Genomic DNA, 14,617 nt, shown 5'->3' on the forward strand with positions numbered 1-14,617 from the left:
CGCCTGTCGTTTTCGCCAGGGTGAGCCGCGAATGCTACGCTGCCCGGCAGTCGACATCCTTTAACGATCCGTCCAGAGAGGCGGAGAAGGAGGTCAAGATCTCACATGGGCGCCTCGGGTGACGCTGCTTCGCGCGGCGGATCGAGGGAACTGATGTCGGCGGCCGACGTGGGTCGCACAATTTCGCGCATTGCGCATCAGATCATCGAAAAGACCGCCCTCGACGGTGCCGATGCACCTCGGGTGGTGCTGTTGGGAATCCCCACCCGCGGTGTGACGTTGGCCGACCGCCTCGCGGTCAACATCGCCGAGTTCTCCGGTGCCGAGGTCGCGCACGGTGCCTTGGATATCACGCTCTACCGCGACGACCTGATGACCAAGCCGCCACGGCCGCTGGAGAACACGTCGATACCGGCCGGCGGTATCGACGACGCACTGGTGATCCTGGTCGACGACGTGCTGTATTCCGGTCGCTCGGTGCGCTCCGCGCTGGACGCACTCCGCGACGTCGGCCGCCCGCGCGTGGTCCAGTTGGCGGTGCTGGTCGACCGCGGCCACCGCGAATTACCGATCCGCGCCGACTACGTCGGTAAGAACGTGCCGACGTCGCGGACCGAGAACGTGCACGTGCAGCTTCGCGAGCACGATGGTCACGACGGGGTGGTGATCTCCCGATGAGCCCGAGGCATCTGCTGGCGGCCGGCGATCTGTCCCGCGACGAGGCCACCGCGATTCTCGACGACGCCGACCGCTTCGCCCAAGCGCTGGTCGGCCGCGAGGTGCGCAAGCTGCCGACGCTGCGGGGCCGCACGATCATCACGATGTTCTACGAGAACTCCACCCGCACCCGGGTGTCGTTCGAGGTCGCCGGCAAGTGGATGAGCGCCGACGTGATCAACGTCAGCGCCGCCGGATCGTCGGTGGGTAAAGGCGAATCGCTGCGCGACACCGCGCTGACCCTGCGCGCCGCCGGCGCCGACGCGCTGATCATTCGGCATCCGGCTTCGGGTGCGGCACAACGGCTTGCGGACTGGACGTCGACCGCTGAGGGTGGACCGGCGGTGATCAACGCCGGCGACGGCACCCACGAGCACCCCACCCAGGCACTGCTGGACGCGCTGACCATCCGGCAGCGGCTCGGCGGCTACGACGGGCGCCGGGTCGTCATCGTCGGGGACATCCTGCACAGCCGGGTCGCGCGCTCCAACGTCGTGCTGCTGCACACCCTCGGGGCCGAGGTGGTGTTGGTGGCGCCGCCGACGCTGTTACCGGTCGGGGTCACCGACTGGCCGGTGACGGTGTCCCACGACCTCGATGCCGAACTGCCGGCCGCCGACGCGGTGTTGATGTTGCGGGTGCAGGCCGAGCGGATGAACGCCTGCTTCTTTCCTTCGACGCGTGAGTATTCGGTGCGCTACGGGCTGTCCGACCGACGTCAGGCGATGCTGCCCGGGCACGCGATCGTGCTACATCCCGGGCCGATGCTGCGCGGCATGGAAATATCGTCGTCGGTCGCCGACTCGTCGCGATCGGCTGTGCTGCAACAGGTGTCCAATGGCGTTCACGTCCGGATGGCGGTGCTGTTCCATCTGCTGGTGGGCACCGAGGCGGGTGTGGCGGGGCTCGCCGGCAAGGGGGTGATGGCGTGAGTGTGGTGCTACGTGGGGTGCGGCGCTACGGCCAGGGGGATCCGGTCGACGTCCTGGTCGACGATGGGCAGATCGCCGACATCGGTTCCGGGCTCGAGGTCCCCCACGATGCAGATGTCATCGACGCCGCCGGCCAGGTGCTGCTGCCCGGGTTCGTGGACCTGCACACCCATCTGCGCGAGCCCGGCCGCGAATACGCCGAGAACATCGAAACCGGTTCGGCCGCAGCCGCCCTCGGCGGCTTCACCGCGGTGTTCGCGATGGCCAACACCAACCCGGTGGCCGACAGCCCGGTGGTCACCGACCACGTCTGGCATCGCGGGCAGCAGGTCGGCCTGGTCGACGTCCATCCGGTCGGCGCGGTCACGGTCGGGCTGGCCGGAAAAGACCTCACCGAGATGGGCATGATGGCCGCCGGAGCCGCGCAGGTGCGGATGTTCTCCGACGACGGCAAATGCGTCGACGACCCGCTGATCATGCGCCGTGCACTGGAATACGCCACCGGCCTGGGTGTGCTGATCGCCCAGCACGCCGAGGAGCCGCGGCTGACCGTCGGCGCGGTCGCGCACGAGGGGCCCAACGCAGCCAGACTGGGCCTATCCGGTTGGCCGCGGGCCGCCGAGGAGTCGATCGTGGCCCGCGACGCCCTGTTGGCCCGTGACGCCGGCGCTCGGGTGCACATCTGCCACGCCTCCACCGCGGGCACCGTCGAGATTGTCAAATGGGCTAAGGCGCAGGGTATTTCGATTACTGCCGAGGTGACCCCGCACCACCTGCTGCTCGACGACAGTCGGCTGGTCAGCTACGACGGCGTCAACCGCGTCAACCCGCCTTTGCGCGAGGCCTCCGACGCGGTCGCGCTGCGGCAGGCACTGGTCGACGGCGTGATCGACTGTGTGGCCACCGATCACGCGCCGCATGCCGAGCACGAAAAGTGCGTCGAGTTCGCCGCCGCGCTGCCCGGGATGCTCGGTCTGCAGACCGCGTTGTCGGCAGTCGTGCAGGCGATGGTCGTTCCCGGGTTGCTGACGTGGCGTGACATCGCACGGGTGATGAGCGAAAACCCGGCCCGCATCGCCGGGCTGCCGGACCAGGGCCGTCCGCTGGAGATCGGGGAACCGGCCAACCTGACCGTCGTCGACCCGGACGCCACCTGGACGGTCGTCGGCGCTGAGTTCGCCAGCAGGTCGGCCAACACCCCCTACGAGACGATGACGCTGCCCGCAACCGTGACGGCAACTCTGTTGCGCGGCAAGATCACCGCGCGCGACGGAAAGAGCCCGGCGTGAATTCGGGAACTCTGGTCGCGTCGCTGGTCATGGCCGGCGTGGTGGCTCTGCTGATCGCGTTTATCATCCAGCTGATGCTGCGCGGTTGGCGCAGACGCGCCGAGCGCCAAGCCGAGTTGATCGGCACCCTGCCCGAGATCCCGAGGCAGGTCGGCCCCGCGACGATCACCACCGCCGGCATTTACGTCGGCTGCACCATGGCCCCGGCCTGGAGCCAGCGGATCACCGTCGGCGACCTCGGCTACCGCAGCAAGGCGGTGTTGAGTCGCCACCACGAAGGGATCTTGGTGCAGCGCACCGGGGCGCAGCCGATCTGGATCCCGACGGAGTCGATCTCCGGCATCCGGACCGAGCACGTGATCGCCGGAAAAGTCGCCGCCCGCGACGGAATTCTGGCGATCCGGTGGCGACTGCCGTCGGGGGTCAAGATCGACACCGGATTTCGGGCGAACAATCGCGACGAATACAAGGGGTGGCTACAGAGTTGGCCGGAAGGAGTCGCGCTGTGAAGGCGATGCTGGTTCTCGACGACGGCCGGACGTTCACCGGGACCGCGTTCGGCGCGATCGGCCAGACACTGGGCGAGGCAGTCTTTTCCACCGGCATGTCCGGATATCAGGAGACGTTGACCGACCCCAGTTATCACCGGCAGATCGTGGTGGCGACCGCGCCGCAGATCGGCAACACCGGCTGGAACGACGAGGACGGCGAAAGCCGGGCCGAGCGGATCTGGGTCGCCGGCTACGCGGTACGCGACCCCTCGCCGCGGGTGTCGAATTGGCGCGCTACCGGGACACTGGAAGACGAGCTGGTCCGCCAGCAGATCGTCGGGATCGCCGGCATCGACACCCGCGCGGTGGTTCGTCATCTGCGCAGCCGCGGCTCGATGAAGGCGGGCGTGTTCTCCGGCGACTCGCTCGCCGCACCCGAGGAACTGGTCGACCGGGTCCGCGGCCAGCAGCCGATGCTCGGCGCCGACCTGGCCGGCCAGGTCAGCACGCCGGACGCCTACGTGGTGGAACCCGAAGGGCCGCAACGGTTCACCGTTGCCGCGGTCGACCTCGGCATCAAAACCAACACCCCGCGCAACTTCGCCCGGCGCGGAGTGCGTACCCGCGTGCTGCCCTCGTCGGCGACCTTCGAGCAGATCGCCGAGCTCAAACCCGACGGGGTGTTCCTGTCCAACGGCCCGGGCGACCCGGCCACCGCCGACCACATCGTCGCGGTGACCCGCAAGGTGCTGGGCGCGGGAATCCCGTTGTTCGGCATCTGTTTCGGCAACCAGATCCTGGGCCGCGCGCTCGGTCTGTCGACCTACAAGATGGTTTTCGGTCACCGCGGTATCAACATCCCGGTGCTGGACCACGCCACCGGACGGGTCGCCGTCACCGCCCAGAACCACGGGTTCGCGCTCGAAGGTGAAGCGGGTCAGCGGTTCGACACCCCGTTCGGTGCGGCGGTGGTCAGCCACACCTGCGCCAACGATGGTGTCGTCGAGGGTGTGAAACTGGTCGACGGACGGGCATTTTCGGTGCAGTACCACCCGGAGGCCGCCGCCGGACCGCACGATGCGGAGTACTTGTTCGACCAATTCGTCGACCTGATGGCAGATCGCCAATGATGCCGAGCGTACGTGTTTGCGCATTGACACGCCGCGAGTGGCGTACATCTGTGCACGCTCGCGCCGTAACGAGAGGGAGAACGGGTAATGCCACGGCGGACTGATCTCAAGCATGTCCTGGTGATCGGTTCCGGGCCGATCGTCATCGGGCAGGCGTGCGAATTCGACTACTCCGGCACCCAGGCCTGCCGGGTGCTGCGCGCCGAAGGCCTGCAGGTGAGCCTGGTCAACTCCAACCCGGCGACGATCATGACCGACCCGGAATACGCCGACCACACTTACGTCGAGCCCATCACCGCGGCTTTCGTGGAAAAGGTCATCGTCCAGCAGGCCGAGCGCGGCAACAAGATCGACGCGCTGCTGGCCACCCTGGGCGGGCAGACTGCGCTGAACACCGCGGTCGCGCTGTACGAAAACGGTGCGCTGGAGCGCCACGGCGTCGAACTGATCGGCGCCGACTTCGACGCGATTCAGCGCGGCGAGGACCGGCAGATGTTCAAAGACATCGTCGCCAAGGTCGGCGGTGAATCAGCCCGTAGCCGCGTCTGTTTCACTCTTGACGAAGTTCGCGAGACCGTCGGCGAGCTGGGCCTGCCGGTGGTGGTCCGGCCGTCGTTCACCATGGGCGGGCTGGGCTCCGGCCTGGCGTACACCGCCGAACAGGTCGACCGGATGGCCGGCGCCGGGCTGGCCGCCTCCCCGAGCGCCAACGTGCTGATCGAGGAATCGATCTACGGCTGGAAGGAATTCGAGCTCGAGCTGATGCGCGACGGTAAGGACAACGTCGTGGTGGTGTGCTCGATCGAAAACGTCGACCCGATGGGTGTGCACACCGGCGACTCGGTGACGGTGGCACCGGCGATGACGCTGACCGACCGGGAATACCAGCGGATGCGGGATCTGGGCATCGCCATCCTGCGCGAGGTCGGGGTCGACACCGGCGGCTGCAACATCCAGTTCGCGGTCGACCCGCGCGACGGCCGGCTGGTCGTCATCGAGATGAACCCCCGGGTGTCGCGGTCGAGTGCGTTGGCCTCCAAGGCCACCGGCTTCCCGATCGCCAAGATCGCCGCCAAGCTGGCCATCGGCTACACCCTCGACGAGATCCTCAACGACATCACCAGGCAAACCCCGGCCTGCTTCGAGCCCACGCTGGACTACGTAGTGGTCAAAGCGCCGCGCTTCGCGTTCGAGAAATTCCCCGGCGCCGACGCGACGCTGACCACCACGATGAAATCCGTCGGCGAGGCGATGTCGTTGGGCCGCAACTTCATCGAGGCGCTCGGCAAGGTGATGCGGTCGCTGGAAACCACGCGCACCGGCTTTTGGACCGGACCTGACACCGCGGGCACGGCTGAGGATGCGCTGGAGCGGCTGCGGACGCCCACCGAGGGTCGGCTTTACGACGTCGAGCTGGCGCTGCGGTTGGGGGCACCGGTGGACCGGGTGGCCGAAGCCTCCGGGATAGACCCGTGGTTCGTCGCGCAGATCGCCGAGCTGCTGCGGTTGCGCGAAGAGGTCGCCGGCGCACCTTTCCTTGACGGCGACCTGCTGCGCCGGTGCAAACACAGCGGCTTGTCGGACCGCCAAATCGCCGCGCTGCGACCGGAATTGGCTGGTGAAGTTGGGGTGCGCTCGTTGCGGCGGCGGCTCGGCATCCATCCGGTGTACAAGACGGTGGACACCTGCGCTGCGGAGTTCGAGGCCAAGACGCCGTACCACTACAGCAGCTACGAACTCGACCCCGCCGCCGAAAGCGAAGTGGCCCCGCAGACCGAGAAGCCCAAGGTGCTGATCCTGGGCTCGGGACCGAATCGGATCGGCCAGGGCATCGAATTCGACTACAGCTGCGTGCACGCCGCAACTACCCTGTCGCAGGCCGGTTTCGAGACCGTGATGGTCAACTGCAACCCGGAGACGGTGTCTACCGACTACGACACCGCCGACCGGCTCTACTTCGAGCCGTTGACGTTCGAGGACGTGCTGGAGGTGTTCCACGCCGAGCAACTCTCCGGCGAGGGTGGGCCCGGCGTCGTCGGAGTCATCGTCCAGCTCGGCGGCCAGACCCCGCTGGGGCTGGCGCAGCGGCTCGCCGACGAAGGTGTCCCGATCGTCGGCACCCCGCCGGAGGCCATCGACCTGGCCGAGGACCGCGGCGCGTTCGGCGACCTGCTGGCCGCCGCGGGACTGCCCGCGCCGCGGTACGGCATGGCGACCACGTTCGCGCAGGCCCGGCGGATCGCCGCCGACATCGGCTATCCGGTACTGGTCCGGCCGTCCTACGTGCTCGGCGGGCGCGGCATGGAGATCGTCTACGACGACGAAACGCTGGAGGGCTACATCGCCCGCGCCACCGAACTCTCGCCCGAACATCCGGTGCTGGTGGACCGCTTCCTCGAAGACGCCATCGAGATCGACGTCGACGCGCTATGCGACGGCGACGAGGTCTACATCGGCGGCATCATGGAACACATCGAAGAAGCCGGCATCCACTCCGGCGACTCGGCGTGCGCGCTGCCCCCGGTCACCCTGGGCCGCAGCGACATCGAGAAGGTCCGCACAGCGACCGAGGCCATCGCGCACGGCATCGGCGTGGTGGGCCTGCTCAACGTGCAGTACGCGCTGAAAGACGACGTGCTCTACGTGCTGGAGGCCAACCCGCGGGCCAGCCGAACGGTGCCGTTCGTCTCCAAGGCCACCGCGATCCCGCTGGCCAAGGCCTGCGCACGAATCATGCTGGGCGCCAAGATCTCCCAACTACGTGAGGAAGGCCTGCTGGCACCCGTCGGCGACGGCGGCAACGCGGCGCCCGACGCCCCGATCGCTGTCAAGGAGGCGGTGCTGCCGTTTCACCGATTCCGCCGCGCCGACGGCTCGGGCGTCGACTCGCTGTTGGGGCCGGAAATGAAATCGACCGGCGAGGTGATGGGCATCGACCGCGACTTCGGCAGCGCGTTCGCCAAAAGCCAGACCGCGGCCTACGGGTCGCTGCCGGTTGCGGGCACCGTCTTCGTGTCAGTGGCCAACCGCGACAAGCGATCGCTGATCTTCCCGGTCAAGCGGCTGGCCGACTTGGGCTTCCGGGTGCTGGCTACCGAGGGCACCGCGGAGATGCTGCGCCGCAACGGAATCCCGTGCGACGAGGTGCGCAAGCACTTCCAAGAGGCCCAGCCTGGCCGGCCGAAGATGTCGGCCGTCGACGCCATCCGCGCCGGCGAGGTCGACATGGTGTTCAACACGCCGTACGGAAACTCGGGCCCACGCATCGACGGCTACGAAATCCGCTCGGCCGCAGTCGGAGCCAACATCCCGTGCGTCACGACGGTGCAGGGCGTGTCAGCGGCGGTGCAGGGCATCGAAGCCGGCATCCGCGGCGACATCGGTGTGCGCTCGCTGCAGGAGTTGCACAGCTCGCTGCACAACGGCGGCCGGTAGGCATGCCGGGGTTCGGCGCCCGGCTGGCCGACGCGATAGCCCGTCGCGGGCCGCTGTGTCTGGGCATCGACCCGCATCCTGAGCTGTTGCAGGCGTGGGGTCTGCCGGTCAGCCCCGACGGCCTGGCGGCGTTCTGCGACATCTGCGTCGCGGCCTACGCCGACTTCGCCGTCGTCAAACCTCAGGTCGCGTTCTTCGAGGCCTGCGGTGCGGCCGGCTATGCCGTGCTGGAGCGCACCATGGCCGCCCTGCGCGACGCCGGGGTGCTGGTGCTGGCCGACGCCAAGCGCGGCGACATCGGATCGACGATGGCGGCTTACGCGGCGGCCTGGACCGGTGACTCGCCGCTGGCCGCGGACGCCGTCACCGCGTCGCCCTACCTTGGTTTCGGCTCGCTGCAGCCGCTGCTGGACAGCGCCACGGCCCACGGTCGCGGGGTGTTCGTGCTGGCCGCGACGTCCAACCCGGAGGGCGCGAGCGTGCAGCGCGCCCAGGTCCAGGGCCGTCCGGTGGCCCAGCTGATCGTCGATGCGGCCGGCGCGGCCAACCGCGCGATGAACCCGGGCACCGTCGGCGTCGTCGTCGGCGCGACGGTGACCGACGTGCCCGACGTCAGCGGGCTCGGCGGACCGGTGCTGGTACCCGGCGTCGGTTTCCAGGGTGGGCGGCCTGAGGCGCTGGGTGGCCTGGGTGGGGCCGTTTCCGGGCAATTGCTGCCCGCGGTGTCGCGCGACGTACTGCGGGCCGGACCGGACGTGGCAGCGGTGCGTGCGGCAGGGGAGCGGATGCGCGAGGCGGTCGCTTACCTGGCCCGCTGAGCCCGCTGAGCCGATCTGCGACACGGTGTCGTCCACTTTTCGGCCCGGTGGACGGTTCGCGGCGACACGCGCGACCCGCCGCGATATTCCTAACCGGGCCAGATTCGCCTTTTTGACCAGTGCCAAGGCGCCCGGATGAAGCGTTTTCCGGCGTCCGGCCGGGGGCTGCCGCCGACGGTAAAAGTCCTGGTGAAGGCAATTTTGTGGTGGCGAAAACGAGCGCTCACGGGCGGAGATTCCGCGGTTGACGGCTCGTGTTTCCAGTCATCCCGGCCGGGCCCATTCCGACCCCATAAGCTGCGGCTTTGTAGCTTCAACCCGGGGGGCGGGTTAGGTTTCGTCTGACGGCGTGGGTACGGTCGTCACCGCTGGCTGGAGTACCCAGCCGAGACAAACAAAGATCGATATCTGTTGCTTATTCAGACGGAGGAATCGTGGCCCTTCCCCAGTTGACCGACGAGCAGCGCGCGGCAGCGTTGCAGAAGGCTGCCGCCGCACGCCGAGCGCGAGCCGAGCTCAAAGACCGGCTGAAGCGTGGCGGCACCAATCTCCAGCAGGTGCTCAAGGATGCCGAGACCGACGAGGTCTTGGGCAAGATGAAGGTTTCCGCGTTGCTGGAGGCGTTGCCGAAGGTGGGCAAGGTCAAGGCGCAGGAAATCATGACCGAGCTGGAGATCGCCCCGACGCGCCGGCTGCGCGGGCTCGGCGACCGTCAGCGCAAAGCCCTGCTGGAAAAGTTCGACTTCACTGCCTGAGCCCGGCGACGATGCAGGCCGCAGGGCCTGAGGGAGAGTCGTTGAGTACCGACGGGGGACCGGACGGCACGGCACGCGTGATCGTGCTGTCCGGTCCGTCCGCGGTGGGTAAGTCAACAGTGGTCCGCTGCCTGCGGGAGCGGATTCCAGATCTACATTTCAGCGTCTCCGTCACCACCAGGGCGCCAAGGCCCGGTGAGGTGGACGGGGTCGACTACCACTTCGTGTCGGCCGACCGCTTTGCGCAGCTGATCGATGACGGTTCGCTGTTGGAATGGGCGGAAATTCACGGTGGCCTGCACCGATCGGGCACCCTCGCCGGGCCGGTGCGCGACGCCGTCAGCGCCGGACACCCCGTCCTCATCGAGGTCGACCTGGCCGGAGCCCGTGCGGTCAAGCAGGCGATGCCCGAAGTGGTCACCGTGTTCCTGGCCCCACCCAGCTGGGCGGCGTTGGAGGCCCGGCTGGTCGGTCGGGGGACCGAGACGCCCGAGGTGATCGAGCGTCGGCTCGCCACCGCACGCGTCGAATTGGCGGCCCAAGACGACTTCGACGCGGTCGTGGTGAATGGTCAATTGGAAACAGCGTGCTCAGAATTGGTATCATTGCTGGTCGGAACTTCGCCTGAGACGGCGTGACCGTCCAACCAGATTCAATTCACGATGTAGTCGCAGATCATCCAAGTCCGCCAGGAGAAAATTTACGTGAGTAGTTCGCAGACCGACGCCTCGTTAACCGCCGTCCCCGATCAGTTCGAAGCGTCCTCGGCTGGCATCGGCGCCTACGACACCCCGCTGGGTATCACCAACCCGCCCATCGACGAGCTGCTCGCGCGGGTGTCCAGCAAGTACGCGTTGGTGATCTACGCGGCCAAGCGGGCCCGCCAGATCAACGACTACTACAACCAGCTCGGCGAGGGCATCCTCGAGTACGTCGGGCCACTGGTCGAGCCGGGCCTGCAGGAGAAGCCGCTGTCGATCGCGATGCGCGAGATCCACGGCGACCTGCTCGAGCACACCGAAGGCGAGTAGCGGGCTCTGCGAATGAGCCTCTCGGGTGAGAAGCGGACGGACCGCAAGCGGATCGTCGTGGGCGTCGCCGGGGGCATCGCCGCCTACAAGGCCGCCACTGTCGTGCGTCAGCTCACCGAGGCCGGCCATCGGGTCCGCGTCATCCCCACCGAATCCGCGCTGAGGTTCGTCGGGGCCGCCACCTTCGAAGCCTTATCGGGCGAGCCTGTGCAGACCGGGGTATTCGACAACGTGCCGCAGGTGCCGCACGTCGCCATCGGCCAGAACGCCGACCTGGTCGTCGTCGCGCCCGCCACCGCCGACCTGTTGGCCCGGGCCAGTCATGGCCGCGCCGACGATCTGCTGACCGCCACGCTGCTCACCGCGCGATGTCCGGTGCTGTTCGCCCCGGCCATGCACACCGAGATGTGGCAGCACCCCGCCACCGTCGAGAACGTCGCGACGCTGCGAAGCCGGGGCGTCGTGGTGCTCGAACCGGCCTCCGGTCGATTGACCGGCGAAGACAGCGGCGCAGGTCGGCTGCCCGAGGCCGAGGAGATCGTCACCTTCGCCCAGCTGTTGCTGGAACGGCACGACGCGATGCCCTACGACCTGGCCGGCGTCAAACTTCTCGTGACCGCCGGTGGCACCCGTGAGCCGATCGACCCGGTCCGCTTCATCGGCAACCGCAGTTCCGGCAAGCAGGGCTACGCGCTGGCGCGGGTGGCTGCCCAGCGGGGCGCCGAGGTGACCCTGATCGCCGGACACACCGCCGGGCTGATCGACCCGGCCGGCGTCGAGGTGGTGCACGTCAGCTCGGCCCAACAGCTCCGCGACGCGGTGTCCAAACATGCTCCCGACGTGCACGTGCTGGCCATGGCGGCGGCGGTCGCCGACTTCCGGCCCGTGCACGTCGCAACTTCGAAGATCAAAAAGAGCACCGCAGAAGACTCTGCGCCGACGATCGACCTGATCCGCAACGACGATGTGCTGGCCGCGGCCGTGCAGGCCCGCACCGCCGGTCAGCTGCCCGACATGCGGGCCATCGTCGGCTTCGCCGCCGAGACCGGCGACACAGAAGGCGACGTGCTGTTTCACGCGCGGGCCAAGTTGCGGCGCAAGGGATGTGACCTGCTGGTGGTCAACGCCGTTGGCGACGGCAAAGCGTTCGAGGTGGACAACAACGACGGCTGGCTGCTGGCCGCCGACGGCACCGAGTCGGCGCTGCAGCCCGGCTCGAAGACGTTGATGGCCAGCCGTATCGTGGACGCGATCGTCACCTTTCTGCAGCGGGGCGCCTGAGACGCCACCTGAGAACGCCACGGGGCCTCCGAGGCACTGCGGACCGGCCGGTAACATGTACCAGCCTGGCGATATAATTTGCCTAACTAACGTTTTTCCACGCGCCTTGAAGGGGAGAGAGTGTGAGCGAAAAGGGTCGTTTGTTCACCAGCGAATCGGTGACCGAGGGGCATCCAGACAAGATCTGTGACGCGATCAGCGACTCGGTGCTCGACGCGCTGCTGGCGGTGGACCCGCGCTCACGTGTCGCCGTCGAGACGGCCGTCACCACCGGTCAGGTGCACGTCATCGGCGAGGTCACCACGACGGCCAAAGAGGCGTTCGCAGACATCACCAACACGGTCCGCGAACGCATCCTCGAGATCGGCTACGACCACTCCGACAAGGGTTTCGACGGGCGGACCTGCGGCGTCAACATCGGTATCGGCCGTCAGTCGCCCGATATCGCCCAGGGTGTGGACACCGCACACGAGACCCGCGTCGAGGGCGCCACGGACTCGCTGGACTCGCAAGGCGCCGGCGACCAGGGCCTGATGTTCGGCTACGCGATCAGCGACACCCCGGAACTGATGCCGCTGCCGATCGCGCTGGCCCACCGGCTGGCGCGGCGGCTGACCGAGGTCCGCAAGAACGGCACGTTGCCCTACTTGCGTCCGGACGGCAAAACCCAGGTCACCATCGACTACGAGGACAACGTCCCGACCCGGTTGGACACCGTGGTGGTCTCCACCCAGCACGCCGAGGGCATCGACCTGGTGAACACGCTGGACCCCGACATCCGTAAGCACGTCCTCGAGACCGTCCTTAAGGACCTGGCTCACGAGACGCTGGACTCGTCGTCGACCCGCGTTCTGGTCAACCCGACCGGAAAGTTCGTCGTCGGCGGACCGATGGGTGACGCCGGCCTGACCGGCCGCAAGATCATCGTCGACACCTACGGCGGCTGGGCCCGCCACGGTGGCGGCGCCTTCTCCGGCAAGGACCCGTCCAAGGTGGACCGATCGGCGGCGTACGCGATGCGCTGGGTGGCCAAGAACATCGTCGCCGCCGGGCTGGCGGAGCGGGTCGAGGTGCAGGTGGCCTACGCGATCGGCAAGGCGGCCCCGGTCGGCCTGTTCATCGAGACGTTCGGCACCGCCACCGTCGACCCGGTGAAGATCGAGAAGATCGTGCCCGAGGTCTTCGACCTGCGGCCCGGCGCGATCGTGCGCGACCTGGACCTGCTGCGCCCGATCTACGCGCCGACCGCCGCCTACGGTCACTTCGGCCGCACCGACATCGACCTGCCGTGGGAGCGCCTGGACAAGGTCGAGGACCTGCAGCGCGCCGTCTAGTTTTCTTGTCGAGCAGACGCAGAATCGCATGATCCGTCGCCACGCAATGCGATTTCGTGTCTGCTCGGCGGTCGGGCGCTAACCGGTAAAGCGGTAGTCGTCGAGGTCGAAACGCCTGCTGCGCCAATAGACTTCGAACGTGTGGGCGGGCCGCAGGGCCACGTCGCCGTTCTTGTCGAAGTAGTAGCTGTTGGCGCCCTGGCAGCTGTCCTGCCAGAACACCTGGCGGTGCCGGCGGCTCAACTGCTCGGCGAAGTAGCGGGCATTGGCTTCCTCGCTGATCTCGACTCGGCTGGCGCCGCGCTGTCGGGCGCGCTTCATACAGCGCACCATGTGGTGGGTCTGCGCCTCGATCAACGCAAAGTACGACGATCCGACGTAGCCGTACGGGCCCATCGTGGAAAAGAAATTGGGAAAGCCGGGAATGGACGTGCCTTCGTAGGCCTGCGCCCGGTTCTCGTCCCAGAACTGTTTCAGCGACCGCCCGCCGCTGCCGGTGACCGCGAAGGTCGGCGTGCTGTCGGCGTCGAAGACGTGGAAACCGGTGGCCAGCACTAAGACATCGATCTCGTGGTGGGTGCCATCGGTGGTGGCCACCGCTGACGGCGTGATCTTGTCGATCGGCTGCGTGACCAGCCGGACGTTGTCGCGGTTGTAGGTCGACAGGTAGCTGTTGTGGAAACCGGGCCGTTTGCAACCGATCGCGTAACTCGGGGTGAGCTGCTTGCGCAGCGCTGGGTCACGCACCTTGCGCCGCAGATAGGCGCGGCCGAGCGACTCCATCCAGCGGGCCAGCGGGTACACCGTGAAGTACTGAGCGGGCAGCGGGAAGGTCAGCTCGACGTAGGTCTGGGTGATCAGCCGCTGCAGGGTCTTGGCGCCAGGCAGGCGTAGCGCCCGGTGCGCCGGAGTGGGCAGCGGCACGTCGAACTTCGGGAAGCACCAGATCGGTGTGCGCTGAAACACGGTAAGTTCTTTGACAATCGGTGCGATCTGGGGGACCAGCTGGACCGCCGAGGCGCCGGTGCCGATCACGGCGACGCGTTTGCCGGTCAGGTCGAGAGAGTGATCCCAGCGGGCGGTGTGCACGGCTTCGCCGCCGAAGGAGTCGACGCCGTCGATGTCGGGCGGCTTGGGTACGGTGAGCACGCCGCTGCCGTTGTAGACGAACCGTGCGGTGACTTCGCCGCCGGGATCGAGTTGGACCCGCCACAGCGACCGCTCGTCGTCGAACTCGGCGGAGAGCACCTTCGTGCCGAACCGGATTTTCGGCCGGAGCCCGTATTTGTCGGTGCAGTGTTCGGCGTAGGCCTTCAGTTCGCCGCCACGCGCGTAGGTGCGCGACCAGTCCGGTCGCTGCTCGAACGAGAACTGGTACGACGCCGACGGAATGTCCACCGCGAT

13 protein-coding genes are annotated in these 14,617 nt (G+C 67.7%); 12 read left to right on the forward strand and 1 reads right to left on the reverse strand.

Translation table 11 applies throughout. The annotated features are described in order from the left end of the window. The first annotated feature begins 105 nt into the window (after positions 1-105). The 12 genes from pyrR to metK all read left to right on the forward strand — a co-directional run bounded on the left by pyrR (position 106) and on the right by metK (position 13,213). The gene (gene pyrR / locus ABDV69_RS06525; RefSeq protein WP_343572700.1) at positions 106-678 is read left to right on the forward strand and encodes a bifunctional pyr operon transcriptional regulator/uracil phosphoribosyltransferase PyrR; all 573 of its coding nucleotides are present in this window, start codon (positions 106-108) and stop codon (positions 676-678) included. Then, positions 675-1,649, forward strand: a complete 975-nt coding sequence (locus ABDV69_RS06530) for an aspartate carbamoyltransferase catalytic subunit (RefSeq protein WP_343572702.1) — start codon at positions 675-677, stop codon at positions 1,647-1,649. Before pyrR ends, ABDV69_RS06530 begins: the two co-directional genes overlap by 4 nt. Further along, the gene (locus ABDV69_RS06535; RefSeq protein ID WP_343572703.1) at positions 1,646-2,938 is read left to right on the forward strand and encodes a dihydroorotase; all 1,293 of its coding nucleotides are present in this window, start codon (positions 1,646-1,648) and stop codon (positions 2,936-2,938) included. The genes ABDV69_RS06530 and ABDV69_RS06535 overlap by 4 nt, the downstream gene beginning before the upstream one ends. Then, positions 2,935-3,447 carry a transporter gene (locus ABDV69_RS06540; RefSeq protein ID WP_343572705.1) on the forward strand — a complete coding sequence of 171 codons (513 nt, stop codon included), beginning with the start codon at positions 2,935-2,937 and terminating at the stop codon, positions 3,445-3,447. Before ABDV69_RS06535 ends, ABDV69_RS06540 begins: the two co-directional genes overlap by 4 nt. Positions 3,448-3,452: 5 nt before the next feature. Further along, on the forward strand, positions 3,453-4,559 hold the full coding sequence (gene carA / locus ABDV69_RS06545) for a glutamine-hydrolyzing carbamoyl-phosphate synthase small subunit (protein ID WP_343572732.1): 1,107 nt from the start codon (positions 3,453-3,455) through the stop codon (positions 4,557-4,559). Positions 4,560-4,646: 87 nt separating this feature from the next. Further along, entirely contained in the window at positions 4,647-7,994 is a 3,348-nt protein-coding gene (gene carB / locus ABDV69_RS06550; protein WP_343572706.1) for a carbamoyl-phosphate synthase large subunit, read from the forward strand. Between the two features lie 2 nt (positions 7,995-7,996). Next, positions 7,997-8,812: an orotidine-5'-phosphate decarboxylase gene (gene pyrF / locus ABDV69_RS06555; RefSeq protein WP_343572708.1), complete on the forward strand. Its 816-nt coding sequence runs from the start codon at positions 7,997-7,999 to the stop codon at positions 8,810-8,812. A 434-nt stretch (positions 8,813-9,246) separates the two neighbouring features. After that, positions 9,247-9,567: an integration host factor, actinobacterial type gene (gene mihF / locus ABDV69_RS06560; protein ID WP_343572710.1), complete on the forward strand. Its 321-nt coding sequence runs from the start codon at positions 9,247-9,249 to the stop codon at positions 9,565-9,567. A gap of 41 nt (positions 9,568-9,608) precedes the next feature. Beyond that, entirely contained in the window at positions 9,609-10,205 is a 597-nt protein-coding gene (gene gmk, locus ABDV69_RS06565) for a guanylate kinase (protein WP_343572711.1), read from the forward strand. A gap of 66 nt (positions 10,206-10,271) precedes the next feature. After that, on the forward strand, positions 10,272-10,598 hold the full coding sequence (gene rpoZ / locus ABDV69_RS06570; protein ID WP_343572712.1) for a DNA-directed RNA polymerase subunit omega: 327 nt from the start codon (positions 10,272-10,274) through the stop codon (positions 10,596-10,598). Between the two features lie 12 nt (positions 10,599-10,610). Next, positions 10,611-11,879 (forward strand): bifunctional phosphopantothenoylcysteine decarboxylase/phosphopantothenate--cysteine ligase CoaBC, encoded by a 1,269-nt coding sequence (coaBC, locus tag ABDV69_RS06575; protein WP_343572713.1) that lies wholly within the window; start codon positions 10,611-10,613, stop codon positions 11,877-11,879. A gap of 122 nt (positions 11,880-12,001) precedes the next feature. After that, positions 12,002-13,213: a methionine adenosyltransferase gene (gene metK / locus ABDV69_RS06580; protein ID WP_343572714.1), complete on the forward strand. Its 1,212-nt coding sequence runs from the start codon at positions 12,002-12,004 to the stop codon at positions 13,211-13,213. A 78-nt stretch (positions 13,214-13,291) separates the two neighbouring features. Here metK and ABDV69_RS06585 read toward each other — a convergent pair. Continuing rightward, a partial coding sequence (locus tag ABDV69_RS06585; RefSeq protein ID WP_343572715.1) for an NAD(P)/FAD-dependent oxidoreductase occupies positions 13,292-14,617 on the reverse strand: 1,326 nt, incomplete at its 5' end.

Source organism: Mycobacterium sp. (assembly GCF_039583785.1).
Lineage (GTDB): Bacteria > Actinomycetota > Actinomycetes > Mycobacteriales > Mycobacteriaceae > Mycobacterium.